The sequence below is a fragment of the Paenibacillus sp. N119s genome, from assembly GCF_059447605.1.
The window spans coordinates 1-342 of record NZ_JCAJRU010000543.1 but is presented as its reverse complement, the minus strand read 5'-3'; the positions used below and the strand labels follow the sequence as shown (position 1 = coordinate 342).

The 342-nt window shown below is 43.6% G+C and carries 1 protein-coding gene; it reads left to right on the top strand.

Features of this window, described 5'->3' with window-relative positions:
- Window positions 1-244 (top strand): hypothetical protein (locus tag AC5V8P_RS26240; RefSeq protein ID WP_495474138.1); only part of this gene is annotated, 244 nt, incomplete at its 5' end.
- Window positions 245-342: the final 98 nt, after the last annotated feature.

Below are 342 nucleotides of genomic sequence, written 5' to 3'. Positions count from 1 at the left end.
GGTAGCCGTATCGGAAGGTGCGGCTGGATCACCTCCTTTCTATGGAGAATCGTTTCCTGCGATGGAAACATTCAAATATGAAGCAGAAGCTTCAAAACTCAGGTTTCGGCCTGTTACTCACTCGTTGCTCAGTTTTGAGAGTTCAAACTCTCAATTGCACCTTGAAAACTGGATACCGAAACGAAATTGCGTTTTAGAATATTCCTTTAAGCTGATCTTGTGTAAACAAGAAAACTTAAAGTAGCGAATTGTATTTACATTGTAAATACTAGGTTAAGCTACAAAGAGCACACGGAGGATGCCTAGGCGCCAGGAGCCGACGAAGGACGTGGCGAACAACGA